The 14059-nt window shown below is 75.4% G+C and carries 13 protein-coding genes; 7 read left to right on the plus strand and 6 right to left on the minus strand.

Annotated elements, in window-relative coordinates; translation table 11 throughout:
* The first annotated feature begins 37 nt into the window (after window positions 1–37).
* The 3 genes from Sya03_RS21295 to Sya03_RS21305 are packed head-to-tail and all read left to right on the plus strand — an operon-like array spanning window position 38 to window position 3916.
* On the plus strand, window positions 38–856 hold the full coding sequence (locus Sya03_RS21295; protein WP_203940126.1) for a pyruvate, water dikinase regulatory protein: 819 nt from the start codon (window positions 38–40) through the stop codon (window positions 854–856).
* Between the two features lie 2 nt (window positions 857–858).
* The gene (gene ppsA, locus Sya03_RS21300; RefSeq protein ID WP_203940127.1) at window positions 859–3216 is read left to right on the plus strand and encodes a phosphoenolpyruvate synthase; all 2358 of its coding nucleotides are present in this window, start codon (window positions 859–861) and stop codon (window positions 3214–3216) included.
* Window positions 3217–3265: 49 nt separating this feature from the next.
* Entirely contained in the window at window positions 3266–3916 is a 651-nt protein-coding gene (locus Sya03_RS21305) for a response regulator transcription factor (RefSeq protein WP_203940128.1), read from the plus strand.
* Here the strand turns inward: Sya03_RS21305 and Sya03_RS21310 are convergent.
* Window positions 3913–4443: a MarR family winged helix-turn-helix transcriptional regulator gene (locus tag Sya03_RS21310; RefSeq protein ID WP_203940129.1), complete on the minus strand. Its 531-nt coding sequence runs from the start codon at window positions 4441–4443 to the stop codon at window positions 3913–3915. The two genes, Sya03_RS21305 and Sya03_RS21310, sit on opposite strands and share 4 nt — an antisense overlap.
* Before the next feature lie 91 nt (window positions 4444–4534).
* Between Sya03_RS21310 and Sya03_RS21315 the strand changes: the two genes are divergently transcribed.
* The 4 genes from Sya03_RS21315 to Sya03_RS21330 all read left to right on the plus strand — a co-directional run bounded on the left by Sya03_RS21315 (window position 4535) and on the right by Sya03_RS21330 (window position 8273).
* Window positions 4535–5185 (plus strand): FMN-dependent NADH-azoreductase, encoded by a 651-nt coding sequence (locus Sya03_RS21315; protein WP_203940130.1) that lies wholly within the window; start codon window positions 4535–4537, stop codon window positions 5183–5185.
* A 79-nt stretch (window positions 5186–5264) separates the two neighbouring features.
* Window positions 5265–6020 (plus strand): polysaccharide deacetylase family protein, encoded by a 756-nt coding sequence (locus tag Sya03_RS21320; RefSeq protein WP_203940131.1) that lies wholly within the window; start codon window positions 5265–5267, stop codon window positions 6018–6020.
* Between the two features lies 1 nt (window position 6021).
* A complete protein-coding gene (locus Sya03_RS21325) occupies window positions 6022–7140 on the plus strand; it encodes a GNAT family N-acetyltransferase (RefSeq protein ID WP_203940132.1) in 1119 nt (372 codons plus the stop codon).
* A gap of 17 nt (window positions 7141–7157) precedes the next feature.
* The gene (locus Sya03_RS21330) at window positions 7158–8273 is read left to right on the plus strand and encodes a GNAT family N-acetyltransferase (protein ID WP_203940133.1); all 1116 of its coding nucleotides are present in this window, start codon (window positions 7158–7160) and stop codon (window positions 8271–8273) included.
* On the opposite strand, the gene Sya03_RS21335 is transcribed toward Sya03_RS21330, so the two are convergent.
* The 5 genes from Sya03_RS21335 to Sya03_RS21355 are packed head-to-tail and all read right to left on the minus strand — an operon-like array spanning window position 8257 to window position 14054.
* Window positions 8257–9630, minus strand: coding sequence for a lipopolysaccharide biosynthesis protein (locus Sya03_RS21335; RefSeq protein ID WP_203940134.1), 1374 nt, complete (start codon window positions 9628–9630; stop codon window positions 8257–8259). The two genes, Sya03_RS21330 and Sya03_RS21335, sit on opposite strands and share 17 nt — an antisense overlap.
* Window positions 9627–10757 carry a glycosyltransferase gene (locus tag Sya03_RS21340; protein WP_203940135.1) on the minus strand — a complete coding sequence of 377 codons (1131 nt, stop codon included), beginning with the start codon at window positions 10755–10757 and terminating at the stop codon, window positions 9627–9629. Before Sya03_RS21340 ends, Sya03_RS21335 begins: the two co-directional genes overlap by 4 nt.
* Window positions 10754–12091, minus strand: a complete 1338-nt coding sequence (locus tag Sya03_RS21345) for a hypothetical protein (protein WP_203940136.1) — start codon at window positions 12089–12091, stop codon at window positions 10754–10756. Before Sya03_RS21345 ends, Sya03_RS21340 begins: the two co-directional genes overlap by 4 nt.
* The gene (locus Sya03_RS21350; RefSeq protein ID WP_203940137.1) at window positions 12088–12903 is read right to left on the minus strand and encodes a WecB/TagA/CpsF family glycosyltransferase; all 816 of its coding nucleotides are present in this window, start codon (window positions 12901–12903) and stop codon (window positions 12088–12090) included. The genes Sya03_RS21345 and Sya03_RS21350 overlap by 4 nt, the downstream gene beginning before the upstream one ends.
* Window positions 12900–14054 (minus strand): hypothetical protein, encoded by a 1155-nt coding sequence (locus Sya03_RS21355; protein ID WP_203940138.1) that lies wholly within the window; start codon window positions 14052–14054, stop codon window positions 12900–12902. The genes Sya03_RS21350 and Sya03_RS21355 overlap by 4 nt, the downstream gene beginning before the upstream one ends.
* Window positions 14055–14059 lie beyond the last annotated feature (5 nt).

Here is a 14059-nt window from a genome sequence, read left to right on the forward strand (position 1 = left end):
TGCCCCATGGGGCGGGTCCGGATGGTCGAATGGAGCGGTGAGCGAGCAGCCGCCCGTCCCCGTGTTCTTCCTCTCCGACAGCACCGGCATCAGTGCGGAGACGATGGGCAACGCCCTGCTGCTGCAGTTCCCCGACCTGCACTTCGAGCGGCGGCTGTTCCCGTTCATCGTGACGGTCGAGGAGGCCCGCAAGGTGGTGGCGATCCTCGACGCGGCCGCCGCCGGGCCGGTCACCCCGCTGGTGTTCTCCACGACGGCCGTCACCGAGGTGCGCCAGGAGCTGCACAAGAGCGTGTGCCCGCTGATCGACTTCTTCGACCTGCACCTGGAACGGGTCGAGGGCATCCTCGGCCACAAGGGGGTGCGGCTGGCCGCCCGGCTGCACGGCATGGGCGACGTGCGGCGCTACAACGCCCGGATGGCGGCCGTCGAGTACGCCATCGAGCACGACGACGGGCAGAGCCTGCGCGCCCTCGACAAGGCGGACGTGATCCTGATCGGGCCGTCACGCTGCGGCAAGACGCCCACGACCATGTACCTGGCGCTGCAGCACGGCGTCTTCGTCGCCAACTACCCACTGGTGGAGGAGGACTTCGACGACGCCGAGCTGCCCCGGCCGGTGCGCGCGCTGCGGGAGCGCTGCTTCGGCCTGACCACCACCCCCGCCCGGCTCAGCCAGGTGCGCCAGGAGCGCCGGCCCGGCTCCTCCTACGCCTCGCTGGAGCGGTGCACGTACGAGCTGCGGCGCGCGGAGGCGCTGTACCGCGGGCACCGCATCCCCACGCTCGACTCCTCGGCCAAGTCCGTGGAGGAGATGTCCACCGTCATCCTGCAGACGTTCAAGCAACGGAGCTGAGAATGCCTGACACCCCGTCCCCGCGCATCCGCTGGTTCGCCGACCTCGGCATGGCCGACCTCGACCAGGTCGGCGGCAAGAACTCCTCGCTCGGCGAGATGATCGGCAACCTGGCGGCGGCCGGGGTCCGCGTGCCCGACGGCTTCGCCACCACCGCCGACGCCTACCGCGACTTCGTCGCCGGCGGGCTCGGCGACCTGATCACCGCCGAGCTGGCCGGGCTGGACACCGACGACGTGCGGCGGCTGGCCGAGGCGGGGGCGCGGATCCGGGCGGCGGTGGTGGAGCAGCCGCTGCCGGCGGACCTGGAGGCGGACATCCGCTCGGCGTACGAGCGGCTGGCGGACGGCGACGCGCAGCTGCCGGTGGCGGTGCGCTCCAGCGCGACGGCGGAGGACCTGCCGGACGCGTCGTTCGCGGGCCAGCAGGAGACGTTCCTCAACGTGCGCGGCATCGACGCGGTGCTGACGGCCGTCAAGGAGGTCTTCGCGTCGCTGTACAACGACCGGGCCATCGCGTACCGGGTGCACCACGGCTTCGCCCACGACGAGGTGGCGCTGTCGGCGGGTGTGCAGCGGATGGTGCGCGCCGACGTCGGGGCCTCGGGCGTGATGTTCACGATGGACACCGAGTCGGGCTTCCCGGACGCCGTGTTCATCACGTCGTCGTACGGCCTGGGCGAGGCGGTGGTGCAGGGCGCGGTCAACCCGGACGAGTTCTACGTCTACAAGCCGGCCCTGGCGGCGGGCCGCCCGGCGATCCTCAAGCGCGGCATCGGCGGCAAGGCCACCAAGATGGTGTACGCCGAGCGCGGCACCGCGTTCGTCGACGTGCCGGCGGCCGAGCGGGGGCTGCTCAGCCTCACCGACGCCGAGGTGCAGGAGCTGGCCCGGCACGCGGTGACGATCGAGCGGCACTACGGCCGGCCGATGGACATCGAGTGGGGCAAGGACGGCGTCGACGGCGGGCTGTACATCCTGCAGGCGCGCCCGGAGACGGTGAAGTCGCGGCAGGGCGCGGGCGCGCAGCAGCGGTTCAGCCTGCCGCAGCGCGGCACGGTGGTGGTGGAGGGCCGGGCGATCGGCCAGAAGATCGGCGCGGGCCCGGTGCGGGTGCTGGCGTCGGCGGCCGACATGCACGAGTTCCGCACGGGCGAGGTGCTGGTCGCCGACATGACCGACCCCGACTGGGAGCCGATCATGAAGCGGGCCGGGGCGATCGTGACGAACCGGGGCGGGCGCACCTGCCACGCCGCGATCATCGCCCGCGAGCTGGGCATCCCGGCCGTCGTGGGCACCGGCCAGGCCACCCGCACGCTGACCGACGGCCGCGAGGTCACGGTCTCCTGCGCGGAGGGCGACACCGGCTTCGTGTACGACGGCGCGCTGGACTTCGTGGTCGAGGAGTCCGACCGGGGCGAGATGCCGGCGATCGACGTCAAGATCATGATGAACGTGGGCACGCCCGACCAGGCGTTCGCGTTCTCCCGGCTGCCGCACGCGGGCATCGGCCTGGCCCGGCTCGAGTTCATCATCAACCGGCAGATCGGCATCCACCCGAAGGCGCTGCTGGACCGCGAGTCGCTGACCGGCCGGGTCCGCGAGCAGGTCGACGAGGCGGTGGCCGCGTACCCGAGCCCGCGCGACTACTTCGTCACCCGGATCGCGGAGGGCGTGTCGATGCTGGCGGCCGCGTTCGCGCCGGAGCCGGTGATCGTGCGGATGAGCGACTTCAAGAGCAACGAGTACGCGAACCTCGTCGGCGGCGAGCTCTACGAGCCGCACGAGGAGAACCCGATGATCGGCTACCGGGGCGCGTCGCGGTACCTGTCGCCGGACTTCGCCGAGTGCTTCGCGATGGAGTGCGCCGCGCTGCGGTACGTGCGCGACGAGATGGGGCTGACCAACGTCAAGATCATGATTCCGTTCGTGCGCACCGTGGCCGAAGGTGAGGGCGTGGTCGCGCTGCTGGCCGAGCACGGGCTGCGCCGCGGCGAGAACGGCCTCGAGGTGATCATGATGTGCGAGATCCCGTCGAACGCGCTGCTCGCCGACGCGTTCCTCGACCACTTCGACGGCTTCTCGATCGGCTCGAACGACCTGACCCAGCTCACCCTCGGCCTGGACCGCGACTCGGGCCTGGTGGCCGCGGCGTTCGACGAGCGCGACCCGGCGGTCAAGCAGCTCATCGCGGCCGCCATCGCCGCCTGCAAGGCGCGCGGCAAGTACGTGGGCATCTGCGGCCAGGGCCCGAGCGACCACCCCGACCTGGCGGCGTGGCTGCTGGAGCAGGGCATCGACTCGATCTCGCTGAACCCGGACACCGTGGTCGACACCTGGATCGCCCTCGGCCGGCGGTGAAGTCCGGACCGCTCGGGCGGCCGCGGCCGGCATGCGCGACAGTGATCACATGCAGACTGCCATCCGGGTCCTGATCGTGGACAGCGAGCAGGCGCTCGCGCAGGGCCTCGCGGAGGCGCTGGTCCACCAGCCCGGCATCGCGGCGGCGCGGGCGGCACACGCGCCGCCCGCCGCCGGGGTGGACGACGACGTGGTGGTCGCCGCCACCGACAGCGAGGGCTGGGACGCGCTCGCGCTGATCCGCGACCTGGCCGGGCGCGAGAACGCCCCGGCGGTGGTGGCGATCTCCGGCGACTCGGACCCGGAGCGGGTGGCGGCGGCCGTCGCGGCCGGCGCGATCAGCTGGGCGCCGAAGGAGATCGGCCTGGAGCAGCTGGCCGGCGTCGTGGTGGCGGCGGCGCGCGGCGAGGCGTGGCTGCCGCCGGCCGTGCTGGCCCGGGTACTGCGGGTGCTCGCGGCCGGCGGGGGCGACGCGGCGGCCCGGGAGAACCCGATCGACCGGCTGACGGTCCGCGAGCGGCAGATCCTGGAGTTCACCGCGCGGGGCCTGAGCCGGCGGGAGATCGCGGCGAAGCTCGACGTGTCGGTCAACACGGTGCGCAGCCACTCGCAGCACATGCTGAGCAAGCTCGGCGTGCACACCACCCTGGAGGCGGTGGCCCTGGCCCTGCGCGAGGGCGCGGTGACCGACCGGCCCTAGCAGGGCGTGTCGGGCGGGGCGCCGTCGCCCTTGGCGAGGTTCTCCTCCAGCCGGGCGCCCGTCTCGGGGGCGGCCGCCTGCACGATCTGCCGGCACAGGTGCTCGAGGGTGCCGATCTGCGCGGGGTCGACGGCGTCGACGACCAGCCGGCGGGCCTCGCGCACGTGCCCCGGGGCCGCGGCGACGAGGGCGGCCGCGCCGGCGTCGGTGAGCACCGCCTCGACGCACCGGTTCTCGCCGTGCCGGCGACCGACCCAGCCGTGCCGCTCCAGGCGGCTGACGGCGTGCGACAGCCGCGACGGCGACCCGCCCGCGTACAGCGCGAGGACGCTCATCTGCACCGCGCGGCCAGGCGAGCGGTCGAGCATGACCAGGATCGAGTACTCGAAGAAGTTGATGCCGGAGTCGCGCTTGAGCTGGGCGTCGATCGCGCCGGGCAGCGTCATGATCATGGTCGTCAGCGCCATCCACGCGCGCCGTTCGTCCGTCGTCAGCCAGGGGACGTCGTCGCCGCCAGGGGTGCTCACGGTCACACGATAGCGATCTCCCGCGAGTTGAATGTTCAATCCTGCCGTGCCATGCTCAGTTTGAACATTCAACTCGAACTGAGGAGCCACGGTGACGATCCTCCGCATCGACGCCAGCATCCAGGGCCCGCGCTCGGCCAGCAGCGAGCTGGCCGACCTCGCCGAGGCCGAGGCCGTCGCCGCCCGGCCCGGCGTCGCGGTCGTCCGGCGCCACCTCGGCGCCGACCCCCTGCCCGCCGACGCCTGGGCGCACGCCATCCAGGGCTCGTACCTGCCCGAGGAGCAGCGCACCGACGCCCAGCGCGACGCGCTCGCCCTGGCCGGCACGCTCGCCCAGGAGCTGCGCGACGCCGACGCCGCCATCCTGGCCCTGCCGTTCTACAACTACGGCGTCTCCCAGCACGTCAAGACCTGGATCGACCTGGCCCTCGCGGGCGGCTTCCACGGCGAGCGCCTCCTCGACGGCCGGCCCGTCGCCGTGCTCACCACCCGCGGCGGCGCGTACGGGCCCGGCACCCCGCGTGAGGGCTGGGACCACAACACCGACTACCTGCGCCGCATCGTCGCCGACGTGTGGGGCGCCGACCTGACCCTCGTCGAGCGGGAGTTCACCCTCGTCGGCGTCAACCCCGCCCTCGACGACTTCGCCGAGGTCGCCCACGTCATGCGCAAGACGGCGCACGAGGCCGCCGTCGACGCCGGCCGCGCCCTCGCCGGGGCCGTGACCCCGCAGCTGCGCTAGTCCCCCTGGACGTTCCCGCCCCGCCCGGGCCCCGGCACGCTGACCTCAGCGATCCGGGTGCGTCGAGGGGGTTCAGCGGGTGACGAGTACGGCACGCGCCGGTACGGCACGACGGAGCAGCGTCCGCGGCCGCCTGGTGACCGCCTGCGCCGGGCGGCCGCCCCTGCTCATGTACCACGCCGTCGGCACCGTCGCCGAGGACCCGTTCGACCTGTACGTGACCCCGCAGCGCTTCGCCGAGCAGATGGCCGCCCTGGCCGCGCTCGGCCTGCGCGGCGTCTCCATGGCCGAGCTCGGCGACGCCGCCGCCCGCGGCTCCACCGCCGGGCTGGTCGGCATCACGTTCGACGACGGCTACCACGAGGTGCTCACCCACGCCCTGCCCGAGCTGCGCCGGCACGGCTTCGGCGCCACCTTCTACGCCGTCACCGGCCTGCTCGGCGGCGTCAACGCGTGGGACCCGCCGCCGCGCCGCGAGCTGATGACCGCCGACGACCTGCGCATGCTCGCCGGCGAGGGCTACGAGATCGGCTCGCACACCGTCACCCACGCCCGCCTGGCCGGCTGCGACCCGGCGGTGCTGCGCCGCGAGGTCTCCGCGAGCCGCCGGGCCCTGGCCGACCTGCTCGGCAAGCCCCCGCGCACCTTCTGCTACCCGTACGGCTCCGTCGACGGCGCCGCCGTGCGCGCGGTCCGGGAGGCCGGCTACGCGTACGCCTGCGCGGTGAACCGCGCCCCCGGCCTGGCCGACACGTACGCCCGCCCCCGGGTGGGCGTCACCGACCGCGACTTCGGCGCCCGCCTGGCCGCCAAGCTCTTCCTGAGGGGACGCTGACGTGGCGCTGTCCGCCGAGATCCTGACCGACCCCGCCCAGCTGGAGCGCGAGCGGGCCGGGTGGGACGCGGCGGCCGTGGCGGCGGCCCGGCCGTACTGCGCGCCCGCGTGGGCGCTGCCGTGGTGGGCGTCGGCCCGCCCGGCCGGCGCGGAGCTGCGGGCGGTGGCCGTGCGCGACGCCGGTGAGCTGGTCGCGATGGCCCCGTTCTACGTCACCCGGGACCGGTTCGGCATCGCCACCTGGCGGCTGCTGGCCGACGTCACCTCGTCGTTCGCCGAACCGGTCACCGCGCCGGGCCGCCGCGCCGAGGTCGCCGCCGCGATCGGCGCGGCGCTGCGCGACAGCGGCGAGGCCGTCGACGTGCTGGCGCTGCAGGACGTGCCCGCCGACGGCGCGTGGGCGACCCTGCTGCGGCAGAACTGGCCCGGCCGGCGCCCCGCCCTCGCCCCCGTCAGCACCACCCGCGCCCCGTACGTGGACCTGCCCGCCGGCGGCTACGACGCATGGCTCGCCGGGCGCAGCCGCAACTTCCGCCAGCAGATCCGCGCCCGCCAGCGCGACTTCGCCAAGGCCGGCGGCACGTTCCGCCGCGCGGCCTCCCCCGCCGAGTACGACGCGGCGCTGCACGACTTCGTCCGGCTGCACATGGACCGCTGGCAGGAGCGCGGCGGCTCGGCCGCGCTGACGCCGGAGGTGGTGGCGATGCTGCGCGGCGCCGGCCGGTCGGCCGGCCCCGGCCGGCTGCACCTGTGGACCGCCGAGGTCGACGGCGCCGCGGTCGGCACCGCGCTGTTCGTGTCCGCGGGCGACGAGACCCACTACTGGCTCGGCGGCTTCGACGAGGCGTGGGCGCGCTGCTCGCCGTCGCTGCTGCTGCTCGTCGAGGGCGTGCGGCACGCGGCGCAGACCGGGCTGCGGCGGCTGTCGCTCGGCCCGGGCACCGGCTCGTACAAGTACCGGCTGGCCACCGGCGAGCAGACCCTGGAGACCGTCGACCTGCTGCCGCACGGGCTGCGGTTCCCGTACGTGCGGCTGTGCCAGTCGCCGTACCGGTTCTACCGGCTCGCGTCGCGGCGCACCCCGCCCGCGGTCAAGCAGCTGCTGCGCCGCGCGGCCTGACCCGAGGAGGTACCGACGTGTCCGCCCGGCTGATCCCGCTGTCCGAGCTCGGCGCCGCACTGATCGACCGGTGGCGCGAGCTCGGGCACACCGCTCTGGAGGCCAACGCCTTCCTCGGCCCCGACGTGGTGCTGCCCGCCGCCCGCCGCCTCGGCGCCGGCGCCGGGATCGCCCTGGCGGTGGTCGAGCACGGCCGGCAGCTGCGCTTCGCGCTGCCCGTCGTGCGCACCCGCACCTACCGGCGGCTGCCGCTGCCCACCGTGGCCACCTGGCGGCACGACTACTGCTACCTCGGCACGCCGCTGGTCGCGCCGGACGCCCCCGCGGACACCTGGCGGGCGGCGCTGGGCGCGCTCGACGCCGTCGCGCCCGTGACGGCGCTGGGGCTGCTGGGCCTCGACGGGCCGGTCGCGGCCGCGCTGCGGGCGGCGCTGGGCCCCGGCGCGCGCCGGGCCGTCACCCTGGGCCGGCGGGAGCGGCCCGTGGTGCGGCGCCGGCCCGAGCCCACCTACCTCGGCGACCTGAGCGCGAGCCGGCGCAAGAACCTGCGCCGCAACGCCGCGCTGCTCGCCGCCGAGCTGGGCGAGGTACGCCTGGTGGAGCACCTCGCCGACGGCCGGGACCTGGACGCCGCCGTGGACGGGTTCCTGGCGATGGAGGCGGCCGGCTGGAAGGGCCGCGAGGGCACCGCCATCGCGTGCCGGCCGGGCCACGCCGAGTTCTTCCGGGAGACCTGCCACCGGCTGGCCGCCCAGGGCGCCCTGTGGCTGACCAGCCTGGAGGCGGGCGGCCGCCCGGTCGCCTGGGACTGCCTGATGCTCGCCGGCGACACGCTGTTCGCGTTCAAGACGACCTACGACGAGGACCTGCGCCGGTTCTCCCCCGGCGTGCAGGTGCTGTCGACGCTGCTGACCCGGTTCCACGCCGACGAGCGGTTCGCCGTCATCGACTCGTGCACCGGGCTGAGCGAGACGATCACCCACGAGTTGTTCCCCGACCGGCGGCCGCTGGGCGAGCTGGTGCTCATGCCGGCCGGGGCGGTCGGGCAGGCGGCGGCGTGGGCGACGCCGCGGGCGGCGGCCGTGTACCGGCGGCTGAAGGACCGGCGGGCGCTGGTCAATTCGGCGCAGTGACCGGCCCGGTGACCGGCTCGGTGGCCGGCGCGGCCGTGTGCCGGTGGGCGTAGTACGCCGACGGGGCCAGCACGAACACCGTCAGGCTGATGCACAGCGCCCAGGTGGGCCCGGCGACGCCCACGGCGTCCGCCAGCCAGATCGACAGCGGCAGCGTCGTCACCGCCATCAGCAGCGCGCTGACCAGCAGGAACCGCTTCGCGCCGGCGCCGCTGAGCACCAGGCCGAACGGCTCGGCCGCGAACTGGATCACCGAGGAGACGGCCAGCGCCAGCAGCAGCCCCTGCGACGGCACGTAGGCCTCGCCCAGCCAGACCCGGATGACCGGCGGCGCCGCCCAGACGAACGCGGCGGACACCACCAGCCCGACGACGGTGCTGACCAGCGCGGCGGTGCGCACGTTGCGCCGGGTGCCCGCGTAGTCGCCGGCGGCCAGCCGCGCGCCGAACATCGGCCACAGCGGCAGGAGCAGGCTCTCGAACACCATGAAGCCGACCGACGACAGCCGCTCGCTGACGTTGTAGACGCCGGCCGCCTCGGCGCCGACGGCGTGCGAGATGACGATGCTGCTGGTGGAGTAGCCGACGGCCCAGGCGATGCTGTTGACCGCGAACGCGGCGCCGAGCGACAGCATCGGCCGCAGCCGGGACCGCTCGGCCAGCGCCAGGCGCGGCGCGATGTCCGGCCGGGCGCGGCGGAACAGCCACAGCGAGGCGAGCACGGCCATCAGGTTCGGGGTGCCGACGGTGGCCAGCACGAACCACGGCAGGCTGGCGCCGAGGGCGTGGCCGCCGGCGACCGCGGCGATGACCACGGGCACCGACGCGGCCTGCCAGAACGCGAACGCCCGGTTCATCTGCAGGCCCAGCATCACCTTCATGCCGAGGTTGGCGGGGATGCCGACGGCGAACGAAAGGAAGACGAACAGCACGGCGAGCGACACGTCGGCGGTGACGCCGGGGTCGGTGAGGCCGAGCACGGACCGCCAGTCGACCAGCGCCCACAGCAGCACGCTGCCGGCGAGCAGCGCCGCGCCGACGCCGAGCAGCATGGCCAGGCCGGTGGACACGACGGCCCGCATCCCGGCGGTGTCGCCGCGCCCGGACGCCTGCGACACCGACGTCACCATGCTGAGCGAGACGCCGAAGTCGGCCCACGGCAGGAACGCGGCGATCGCGGTGATGACGGCGTACGCGCCGTAGTTGACGGTGCCGAGCCCGCCGGTGACCAGCGGCAGCGTGACGGCGGGGGTGGCGACGAGCAGCGCCCGGGCGCCGCCGTTGACGAGCAGGCCGATGAGCATGCCGCGGCGCGGCGCGCCCGGGCGCTCCACCTCGGGTGCGGCGGTGGCGGTCATCGCGCGGCCCCCAGGGCCCGGTAGGCGTCGGCGACGGCGGGCAGGTCGTACGGGCGCAGCCGGTCCGGCGCGACGGGCGCGGGGCGGGCGGCGGCCAGCCGGGCGATCGCGGCGGCCAGCGCCTCGGCGTCGCCGGGCGGGACGGTGGGCTGGCCGAGCCGGTCGCACAGATCGGCCAGCCCACCGACGGCGGTGCCGACGAACGGCACACCCAGCGCGGCGGCCTCGAGGGCGACCAGCCCGAAGCCCTCCTCGCGCGAGGTGAGTGCCAGCACGTCGGCGCGGCGCATGAGCGGGTACGGGTTGTCGACGGCCGCCCGGAACTCGGTGCGGTCGGCGACGCCGAGCTCGGCGGCGTGCCGCTCCAGCTCGGCGCGCAGCGGCCCGTCGCCGACGACGAGCAGCCGGAACGGCGCCGGCAGCAGGCTGAGGGCGCGCAGCAGGGTGCGGTGGTCCTTCTGCGGGTGCAGGCGGGCGAAGCAGGCGACCAGGGGGCCGTCGCCGCCCCGCGCGCCCGCACCCGGGCTCTCGCCGGCCGCGAGCGCCTCGACCGCGGCCAGGTCGATGGGGTTGGGGATGGTGACGGCGCGTTCGGGGCGCGGCAGCACCCCGGCGGCGCGCAGGCTGCGCCGGGCGGCGTCGCTGACCACCACCATGTGGTCGGGCAGCCGGTACACCACGGGCAGGGCGCCGGCCAGCAGGCGCGGGCCGCGGCCGTTGGCGCGCAGGTTGTCGGCGAGGGCGTGCTCGCTGGCGACGTGGACGTACCGGCCGCGGCCGAGCAGCCGGGCCACCGCCACGACGACGTTGGGGTAGGTCAGGAACGAGTACACGACGTCGAAGCGGCGGCGCCGGGCCAGCGCGGCGAACCGGGCGGCCAGCACGCCGAGCCGCGGGATGCCGGACCCGGTGGCGGGCAGGTGGTCGTGCGCGCAGCCGGCCGGGACGCGGCCGGCCCACGGCAGGGCGCCGGCGCGGGCCAGCTCCCGGCGGCTCAGCTTCGGGTCGAACGTGACGACGGTGACGTGCGCACTCGCGGCGAACCGCTCGGCCAGCGCCCGGGCCACCCGCTCGGCCCCGGCCGACTCCAGGGTGGGCACCAGCACGGCGATGCGCGGGGCGGTCACCGGGCCTCCTCGGGACGCAGCTCCGCCTGGCCGGGCAGCGGCAGCAGCACCACGGCCAGGTAGCCGGCCATGAGCAGGTGGTTGGGCCAGACGAGCGGCTCGAACAGCAGGTTCCAGCCGGTGGCGACGGTCCAGAAGGCGATCAGCGGCCCGGCCCGCAGCCGGATCGCCGTCATCGCCCGGCGCAGCCCCACCGCCAGCAGGAAGATCCAGAACGGGACGGCGAGCAGCCCAGCCTGCACGACGGTGTCGAGCGCCTGCGAGTGCGCGGCGAGCCCGGGGTCGGTCTTGACGATCCAGTCCTTGGGCAGGTTCACGTCGACGGTCACGTTGTGCTCGTTGATGAAGGTGAGCGACTCGGCGAACGTGACGCTGTCGATGCCGGGCTGCGAGCCCCACCCGTACGGCTTCTCGGAGATCAGGTACAGCGCCTGCAGGCCCTCGGGCCGGCCGTTGGCCATGATGGTCCAGAAGTCCACCTGGGCGCCGCCGCGGAACTGCTCGACGGACCGCTCCCCCAGCCAGCCGGCCTTGGCCGCCGCGAAGAACCCGCCGACCAGCAGCAGGCACGGGATGCCGCCGAGCGCGATGATCGTGGCCGGGCGCAGCCGGACCCGCTTGGTCGCCGCGATGGCCGCCAGCGCGAGCGCGCACAGCGTGGCGACGGCCAGCGACCGCAGGTCGCAGACGATGTCGGCGGCGGTGAGCAGGATCAGCGCGGCGAACGTGGGGGTGCGCGAGCCGGCCCGCCAGCGGATGTCGCACAGCGCCAGCACGGCGATGCTGATCGGCTCGGCGAGCTTGTACTTCCACAGGATCGCCGGGGTCGCGGGCGGACCATTCGGGTACAGGTAGGAGGTCGGGCCGGCCTCGCCGGTGCTCAGGCCGCCGACGGCGACGCCCACGGCCAGGGCCGCGATGAGCAGCCGCAGCCGCTCCGGGTCGTTGCGCGACAGCCGCACCAGCGCGGCGCTGAGCGTGAGGATGCCGAACGCGGCGACCATGTGCTGGCCGACGCGCGGGCCGTTGCCGGCGGCGAGGTCGGCGAACAGCAGGCCCAGCCCCCACGCCCCGATCACCAGCACCGGCCAGCCGAACCGGCGGTCGGTGACCAGGGTGGACGCGATGAGCGGCAGCGCCAGCAGCACCGCCACGTCGAGCAGCAGCAGCTTGCCGGGCAGCACGGGCACGGCCGCCGCGAGCGCGACGGCGAGCAGCAGCAGGGCGATCGGGCCGCGACCCGCGGTGGCGGGGACGCTGGCCTGCGCGACGGCGGGGCGCGGGGCCGGCCCCGCGGCGGCCGGTTCCACGACGACGGGGGGCGCCGTGGTCACCCGCGGCCGCCGCGGGGGCCCCGGCGGCGGGCGGGCCGGAGGAGGTCGGCGAGCACCAGGGCCACGAAGACCGCGTTGGTCTTCACGTAGCGGCCGCCGAGCCGCCGTGGCTCCTGCAGCGCCCGGTACAGCCATTCCAGTCCCGCCCGCTGCCAGGCGAGGGGGGCGCGGCGGACCACGCCCGCGACGACGTCGAACGAGCCGCCGACGCCGTGCACGACCTTCGCGCCGGTGCGCCGGCCGTACTCGGCGACGAAGCGCTCCTTGCGCGGCGAGGTCATGCCGAGGAACAGCAGGTCCGCGCCGCTGTCGGCGATCCGGTCGGCGACGGCGGGCGCGTCGGCGTCGGCGTAGTAGCCGTCGCGGCTGCCGGCGACGCGCAGCGCCGGGAAGCGGCGCTTCAGCTCGGCGACGGTGCGCTGCAGCACGTCGGCGCGGGCGCCGAGGAAGTACACGGACAGGCCGCGCCGTTCCGCCTCGGCGAGCAGGTTGAGGAACAGGTCGATGCCGGCGACCCGCTCGGGCAGCGGCGCGCGCAGCAGCCGGCTGGCCCACACGACGGCCTGCCCGTCGGCGACGATGAGGTCGCAGCCGGACACGGCAGCGTGCAGCGCGGGGTCGCTGCGCATCTTCACCATCTTCGCCGCGTTCACCACGCCGATCTCCAGCTGCCGGGACTCGGCGGTGGCGGCGACGCAGCTGGCGACCGTCTGCTCCATCGTCAGCGCGTCGACGCCGACGCCGAGCAGGCGGCGCCGGGCCGGCTGCTCGACCGGCAGCGGGACGCGGGGGCGCGGGATCGAGCGGGTCACCGGGCACCGCCCGGGCGGACCGCGCCGAGCCAGGCGAACAGCAGCCAGCCGAACTCGTACGGGCGGCACTCGCGGTCGACGGCGGTGGGGTGCGCGGGGCGGCGGACGGGCCGCACGCCGGGCGCCAGCCGGGTGCTGACGCCGTTGATAGCCCTAGCCAGCTTCTTCGGGTCGCCGCGGTACACCTTGCGCCACACCATGCCGAGCTCGTCGGCGATCATCGGCTCCGCGCCGGGACGCTCCAGCCAGGACAGTCCGCGCCGCACCGAGGGCAGGACGTCGTCACCGGACACCTCGGCCAGGTCGAGGAGTGCCGTCGGCGCCATCGCGTGCTGATGGACGCTGTAGACGGGGAACTCCTCGACCAGGCCGCCGGTGCGCGCATCGTAGTGCCACCAGAACTCCCCCTCGGCGCCCTGGAGGCTCGTGATGCGCTCGGCGCACGCCCGGGCGGCCGCCAGCGCCTCGGGGTCGTCCCCCGAGGCGTGCAACCGGGCGAGCGCCTGGATCGGGTACACCTGGTCGGCGAAGCAGCCGACGTGGCTGCGGTACCAGGGCAGCATCCCGCGGTCGGTACCGTGCGGGAACAGCGGTCCCGCGCCCTGCCGGCTGCCCAGCAGGCGGCCGCGGGCCCGGGCGAGCCGCTGCTCGACGTCGGCGGCGCCGCGGGCCGTGGCGAGCGCCGACACCAGCCAGGACGTCTCGACGACGTACTGGCGGGGCTGGGCGTCGTCCAGCTCGCCGGCGCGGCGCAGCGCCTCGTCCAGCCCGGGCCGGCCGGCCTGCGCCGCGGCCCACGCCACCAGCGCGGCGTCGCCCAGGTTGGTGGTCTCCGGCAGCCGCCGCACCAGCAGGTCGGTGAACGCGTCCGCGGTGTGCCCGCCCAGCACGGCCCGCTGCTCGGCCTCGGGCAGGAAGTGCGCGCCCAGCGCGACGATCGCCGCGTACCGGTAGCTGGTGCCGCGCAGCTCCAGGTGCCGCTCGGAGCCGGCCCGGGTGAACGCGAACTCGTCCGCGCCGGGCAGGTACATCAGCGGCAGGCCGCGCACCGCGACGGCGAGCAGCCGCCGCACGAGCGCCTGGCCCTGCGGGTCGAGGGCGGCGACCCGCGCGGGCGTCTCGACGTCGCTGGACGGGTTCCGAGGTGTCACGGTCT

The sequence above is a fragment of the Spirilliplanes yamanashiensis genome (assembly GCF_016863475.1).
Taxonomy (GTDB): Bacteria; Actinomycetota; Actinomycetes; order Mycobacteriales; family Micromonosporaceae; genus Spirilliplanes; species Spirilliplanes yamanashiensis.

Coding starts and splice junctions, on each gene's coding strand:
- ppsA (WP_203940127.1), top strand. CDS start 859: ATGCCTGACACCCCGTCCCCGCGCATCCGCTGGTTCGCCGACCTCGGC.
- Sya03_RS21305 (WP_203940128.1), top strand. CDS start 3,266: ATGCAGACTGCCATCCGGGTCCTGATCGTGGACAGCGAGCAGGCGCTC.
- Sya03_RS21335 (WP_203940134.1), bottom strand. CDS start 9,630: ATGACCGCCACCGCCGCACCCGAGGTGGAGCGCCCGGGCGCGCCGCGC.